Origin of the sequence: Streptomyces sp. NPDC006134 (assembly GCF_040628835.1) — a bacterium.
Classification (GTDB): domain Bacteria; phylum Actinomycetota; class Actinomycetes; order Streptomycetales; family Streptomycetaceae; genus Streptomyces.
In genome coordinates, this window is sequence record NZ_JBEXTV010000125.1 from 1 (window position 1) to 5,983 (window position 5,983).

Genomic DNA, 5,983 nt, shown 5'->3' on the forward strand with positions numbered 1-5,983 from the left:
TGCCCGCCAGGGGCCCCTGACCGAACCCGCCGCCGGGCCTGCCGCCGTGGGCCGCCACCCGCCCGGGGGGGGCCCCTCGGCGCGTCACCCGTCCGGCGCAGCCGGCCGGGCGGCGCGGGCCGGGTCACGGGCACCCTGGAAGAGGCGGCCCGCCCCGCCGTTCCCCTCCCCAGCACGGCCGAGGAGGTCCCCTTGTGCGCTTGTTCCGCAGCCTGGCCTCAGCGACCGTCGCCGTCGTCTGCGTGATGGCTCCGCCGTACGTGGCGGCGGCCCACGCGCGCGTGGACGGCGCTCCCCCCGGAGGGTCCGCCCGGGGAGCGGTGGGGGCGGCCCACACGCGCGTGAGCGGCGCCGTGCCCCACGCGCGCGTGCCCGCCGGGGAGGAGACGGACCCGTCCCGGCCCTTCGGCGCCGCGTGCCGGGTCCGCGTCACCGGTTCCCGGGTGACCGCCTACTGCCACAACCCCTATCCCGACCCCGATCACGTGAGTCTGCACGTCGAGTGCGTCCACTGGTGGGACCTCGACGGCGACGGCGCCCCGGTGGAGGCCGGTCCCGCGCAGACCGTACGGCTGACCGGCCGCTGCTGGGACGAGGTCGGCTCCGCCTGGGTCAGCCACCGCCGGGCGAGCTGAACCGGCCCGGCCGGCACAGGAACGGATAGCCCGCCGCCTCCGCCTGGGCCGTGTCGGCGTCCCCCGTGCGGATCGCGTCGACCAGCCGCGCGTGGTCCATGTGCGTCTCCGGCGTCAGCGCCTCGCCGACGTCCTCGCGCAGCCAGTCCCGCATCACCTCGCCGAGGTCCGCGTACATCGCGGTCATGACGTCGTTGTGGGAAGCAGCCACCACGGCCAGGTGGAAGGTGGCGTCCGCCGCCACGAACGCCTCCGTGTCGCCCGACTGCCACGCCTCCTCCCGGCGCACGAGCAGCGCGTCGAGCTGCTTGAGGTCCTTCTCCGTGCGCCGCTCGGCCGCCAGCCGCGCCGCGGCCGACTCCAGCGTGGAACGCAGCTCGGCGACGTGCCGGGGGTCGGCGTCGGCGAAACGGCGGTGCATCACACCCGCCAGCTCGCTGGTCGCCACGACGTACGTGCCGGAGCCCTGGCGGATGTCCAGCAGGCCGTTGTGGGCCAGCGCGCGGACCGCCTCGCGGACCGTGTTGCGGGCGACCCCGAGCTGCTCCACCAGCTCGGGCTCCGTCGGGATGCGCGAGCCGACCGGCCACTCACCCGAGGTGATCTGCTGCCGCAGCGCGGCGATGACCTGCTCGGACAGTGCCGAACGGCGGGGATGGCTCAGGGGCATGGCACACCTTCGCACGCTGGTTCCGGCCGCGGACGGTCCGGGACGCCGGGGTCGTCGGAGTCTGTGGGGGCGCCGGAGACTCCGGGGTCGCCGAGGAATGGACAACCAATCATCCCATGATTCTATGATGGGCCTCATGGCTAGTGAGGAAACCCGGACGCTGAAGTCCACGACCGCCGTCAGTTCGGCCGCGCCCAACGCCCGGGAAGCCGAGGAGCCCGGCGAGCGTGCCGTGCCGGAAAAGCCGTCCCCGCGCGTGTGGACGGCATGGACGACACGCCTGCTCGTCCTCGGCATCGTGCTGGCCGCGCTCAACCTCCGCCCCGCCATCACCAGCCTCGGCGCCCTCCTGGAAGAGGTCCGCGACGGGCTCGGCATGAGCGGCAGCGTGGCGGGGCTGCTCACCTCGGTCCCCCCGCTGTGCTTCGCCGTCTTCGGCGTCACCGCCCCGCGGCTGGCCCGCCGCTTCGGCCCCGGCGCGGTGGTGTGCGCGGGCATGGCGGCCATCGCCGCCGGCCTGCTGATACGCCCGTACGCGGGCGGCACGCCCGGCTTCCTGGCCGCCAGCGCCCTCGCGCTCATGGGCATCGCGGTCAGCAACGTCCTGATGCCGGTCATCGTCAAGCGCTGGTTCCCCGACCGGGTCGGTTCCATGACCGGCCTGTACTCGATGGCGCTCGCCTTCGGCACCTCGATCGCCGCCGCGGCGACCGTACCCCTGACGGACGCGCTGGGCGGCGACTGGCAGCCCGGCCTCGCGGTGTGGGCCGTGCTCGCGGTGGCGGCCGTCCTGCCGTGGCTGGCGTTCGTGCGGGACCGGGAGGCGCCCACCGCACAGAACACCCACGGACGGGACGCGGAGCCCGCGCGTGAGGGGCGGTCCGAGCCGCGGCCCGAGCCGCAGGCCGCCGGGCAGCCCGCGCTGCGGATCACCCGCAGCCGCACCGCCTGGGCGCTCGCCGTCTTCTTCGGGCTCCAGGCCACCGCCGCCTACATCACGATGGGCTGGATGGCGCAGATCTTCCGGGACGCGGGCGTCTCCGCCGGTACGGCCGGGCTGCTGCTGGCCGTCACCATGGTGATGGGCGTGCCGCTCGCCTTCGTCATCCCGCGCGTGGCCACACGGCTGCCGAGCCAGGGCCCGATCGTCCTGGTGCTGGGCGTGTGCGGCCTGGCCGGGTACGCCGGGCTGTACTTCGCCCCGGCCGGCGGTGCCTGGGCCTGGGCGGTGCTGCTCGGCGTCTCCAACTGCGCCTTCCCGCTCGCCCTGACCATGGTCGGGATGCGGGCCCGGACGGGCACGGGCGTCGCCCAGCTGTCGGCCTTCGCGCAGAGCACCGGCTACCTGATCTCCATTCCGGGCCCGCTCCTGGTGGGCGTGCTCTACCAGCACAGCGGTGGCTGGGGCCTGCCGATCGCGCTGATGACGGCCCTGATGGTGCCGCAGATGGCGGTCGGTGTCCTGGCGGGACGCGACCGCACGGTGGAGGACGAGGCGGGCCGCTGACCCGGGTGCCGGCCGGGGGTGCGACACTGGGCCCATGCCAGTCCTCGACCCGAACCCCCAGCACGGTCAGAAGAAGATGCTGCTCGTCTTCGGCGCCTTCTTCGGGATCTTCCTGATCATCGGCATCATCGCGTCGATCGCCGCTCCCTGACCGCACTCTCCGGCCACGCTCCCCGCGCACGGGCGGCGGGGTGAGGCCGGCCGCCGCGCACGCGGCCGATGGTGGGGGAGGCCCCCCTGTCCCCTAGGGGGCAGGGGTCAGGGTCAAGTGGGTGGATCTCCGGATGGGGCGGGGCCTGCGGATTCCGTAACTTCGAGGTGTGGCCGCACCAGGCGGACCACGGGCCAAGATCCCGGACGACAAACTGCCGTCCGGGGGACCACGCCCACGGCGCTGCCGTCCGTGGGAACCACGGCCCACGGCGCTCGAAGACCATCGGAGGCTCCCATGCCGGCCCGTACGCACACCCGGCCCCACCCGGCGCCCCGGGGCGACGGCGCCGAGATCCGGCTGCCCTGGTGGGCGCTCGCCCTGCCCACGCTCGCCTTCGTCACCCTGCTCCTGCTGATACTCGACCCGTCGGACGCCCACGCGGCCCCCGCCGAGCCGACGCTCACCCGCCTCCTGGAGTGGACGCGACAGCTGATCGCGCGCTGAGTCCTGCCGCCCGGAACGGGCCGCGGGGAATCGGCGGGCCCCGTCGGCGCCGGTGGACGGGCGCGGGGGAGCGGGTGCCGGTCCGGACGCGCCGACCGGACCGCCCGGCGGTGGAACCGCATGTCAACTCCCTGCGCCTCGTGGCCTGTTTCATGCGAAGCTGGGTCTCATGAGCGTCGCAGAACCCCGCAGGATTGTCCTCTTCCGGCATGCGAAAGCCGACTGGCCGCAGGTGACCGACCACGAGCGACCGCTCGCCGAGCGGGGCCGCAAGGACGCCGCAGAGGCCGGACGCCGGCTGGCCGACACCGGCATCCCGTTCGAGCTGGCCCTGTGCTCCACCGCGACCCGCACCCGCGAGACCTGGAAGCTCGCCGTCCAGGAGTTCCCGCACCGGCCGAAAACCGTCTATGAGGAGCGGATCTACGAAGCCTCGCCCGGCGAGCTGATCGCCGTGCTCAACGAGACCCCCGACGATGTGCAGAACGCTCTGCTGATCGGCCACAACCCGGGGGTTCAGGGGCTCGCCGACATCCTGGCCGGTTCGGCCGAGGAGGACGCCCGTGCCAGGATGGCCGGCCGCGGATTCCCGACCGCCGCCTTCGCCGTGCTCTCCTTCACCGGCCCCTGGAAGACCCTGGAGCCGGGCGTGGCCACGCTGCTCGACTACTGGGCGCCGGCCGACTGACCCGGCTCGCGGGCCGGGCCCGGGGGAGGGACTCGGGGACGGACCGGACCGGAGCGGCCCACGGGCGGGACCGGATCACACGACAGGAGCCCGGCACCGATGCGGTACCGGGCTCCGGGGTGCCCATGGCGGGCACGGCGTGCACGGGGGTACGGCGCTTGCCGCGTCCACGGCGGGCACGGGCGCCCACCGGGCGGTTCAGTGCCCGCCGGAGTCCTGCCCCAGGTGCCGGTCGAGCGTGTCCGCGGCCTCGACCTCCTCGCGGGTGATGCCCAGCAGATACAGGACCGTGTCCAGGAACGGCACGTTCACCGCCGTGTGCGCGGCCTCGCGTACCACCGGCTTGGCGTTGAAGGCGACCCCGAGACCGGCCGCGTTCAGCATGTCCAGGTCGTTGGCGCCGTCACCGACGGCCACCGTCTGCGACAGCGGCACTCCGGCCTCGGCCGCGAACCGGCGCAGCAGCCGCGCCTTGCCCGCCCGGTCCACGATCTCGCCGGTGACCCGGCCCGTCAGCTTCCCGTCGACGATCTCCAGCGTGTTGGCCTGGGCGAAGTCCAGCCCCAGCCGCTCCTTCAGATCATCGGTGACCTGCGTGAACCCACCCGAGACGACACCCACCTGGTAACCGAGGCGCTTCAGCGTACGGATCAGGGTGCGCGCGCCCGGCGTCAGCCGCACCTCGCTGCGCACCTTCTCCACCACCGAGGCGTCCAGCCCCTCCAGCAGCGCCACCCGCGCGTGCAGCGACTGCTCGAAGTCCAGCTCCCCGCGCATCGCGGCCGCCGTCACCTCGGCGACCTGGTCCTCGCAGCCGGCGTGCGCGGCGAAGAGCTCGATGACCTCGTCCTGGATGAGCGTGGAGTCCACGTCCATGACGACCAGGCGCTGTGCCCTGCGGTGCAGCCCGGCCGCCACGACCGCGACATCGACACCGAGTGCCGCCGCATCCGTCACCAGAGCCGTGCGCAGCGGTTCGGTCTCCACGCCGGACACGGCGAACTCGACCGCCGTCACCGGGTACTTGGCCAGCCGGAAGATACGGTCGATGTTGCCGCCGGCCTTGGTGATCCGGGCGGCGATCGCAGCCGTGGCCTCGGAGGTGAGCGGGTGGCCGAGAACCGTCACCAGGGAGCGGCCGAGGCCGCGCGGCCGGTTGTCGCCGATGCCGGAGATGATCTCCGCCTGCATCTTCATCGACTCCGCCCAGCTGTGGACGGTCGCCCGCAGCCCGCCCTCCAGCCCCCGGGGCGGCTCGGTCACGAGCGCGCACAGCACGATCCGGCCACGGGTGACGACCTGCTCGATGTCGACCACGTCGACGGAGTAGGCGGCGAGGGTGTCGAACAAGCCGGCCGTGATGCCCGGCCGGTCCTTGCCGAAGATCTTGACAAGGAGAGTGGGGACGTCGGAGGTCTGCGATGCGCTCATGGTGTTCCCACCGTATCCGGCACTCGGTGCCTTCCGCCCCCGAGGTCCGCCTGCCGGACAGGGAACAAGGGGCGTCTTCCGGACGGCGAGTGCCCGTACGTTCCGTTTCCACGGCCCCTTTCCCCGGCTTCCGCGGTCTGTCTCCCCGGGTCATTTCCCGCCCCTCGGCCGCCGCGGCGGCGCCGGCGGAGGCGGGGGTGGGGGCGGGGGTGGGGGCGGAGGCGGAGGGGCCTCGCCCCACCGGGACCGCCGCCGGTCCCCGGACCGTTCCCCGGAGTCCGGTGGCCGCCGGGGCGCGCGCGGAGGCTTCCTAATGCTGGTGTCAAGCGGCAAGCGTGACGGGCGGTGTGACTTGGTAGCACCGTCGGTCACGGATGAGGGCCCACAGGACGTT

General features: G+C 73.8%; 7 protein-coding genes. 5 read left to right on the plus strand and 2 right to left on the minus strand.

Going from position 1 to position 5,983, the window contains the following annotated elements:
- The first annotated feature begins 194 nt into the window (after positions 1–194).
- Positions 195–635 carry a hypothetical protein gene (locus tag ABZ340_RS36180; protein ID WP_358786141.1) on the plus strand — a complete coding sequence of 147 codons (441 nt, stop codon included), beginning with the start codon at positions 195–197 and terminating at the stop codon, positions 633–635.
- Here the strand turns inward: ABZ340_RS36180 and ABZ340_RS36185 are convergent.
- Complete coding sequence (locus ABZ340_RS36185; protein ID WP_358786142.1) at positions 613–1,305, minus strand: FadR/GntR family transcriptional regulator; 693 nt, start codon at positions 1,303–1,305, stop codon at positions 613–615. The genes ABZ340_RS36180 and ABZ340_RS36185 overlap by 23 nt on opposite strands.
- Positions 1,306–1,429: 124 nt before the next feature.
- Between ABZ340_RS36185 and ABZ340_RS36190 the strand changes: the two genes are divergently transcribed.
- From ABZ340_RS36190 to ABZ340_RS36205, 4 genes are all read left to right on the plus strand, one after another.
- A complete protein-coding gene (locus tag ABZ340_RS36190) occupies positions 1,430–2,812 on the plus strand; it encodes a CynX/NimT family MFS transporter (RefSeq protein WP_358786143.1) in 1,383 nt (460 codons plus the stop codon).
- 34 nt (positions 2,813–2,846) lie between these two features.
- Positions 2,847–2,963 (plus strand): SGM_5486 family transporter-associated protein, encoded by a 117-nt coding sequence (locus tag ABZ340_RS36195; RefSeq protein WP_358786144.1) that lies wholly within the window; start codon positions 2,847–2,849, stop codon positions 2,961–2,963.
- Positions 2,964–3,260: 297 nt separating this feature from the next.
- Positions 3,261–3,470 carry a hypothetical protein gene (locus ABZ340_RS36200; protein WP_358786145.1) on the plus strand — a complete coding sequence of 70 codons (210 nt, stop codon included), beginning with the start codon at positions 3,261–3,263 and terminating at the stop codon, positions 3,468–3,470.
- A gap of 169 nt (positions 3,471–3,639) precedes the next feature.
- Positions 3,640–4,158: a histidine phosphatase family protein gene (locus tag ABZ340_RS36205; protein WP_358786146.1), complete on the plus strand. Its 519-nt coding sequence runs from the start codon at positions 3,640–3,642 to the stop codon at positions 4,156–4,158.
- Positions 4,159–4,356: 198 nt separating this feature from the next.
- Here the strand turns inward: ABZ340_RS36205 and serB are convergent, their stop codons facing one another.
- Positions 4,357–5,589 (minus strand): phosphoserine phosphatase SerB, encoded by a 1,233-nt coding sequence (gene serB, locus ABZ340_RS36210; protein ID WP_358786147.1) that lies wholly within the window; start codon positions 5,587–5,589, stop codon positions 4,357–4,359.
- Between the last annotated feature and the right edge of the window lie 394 nt (positions 5,590–5,983).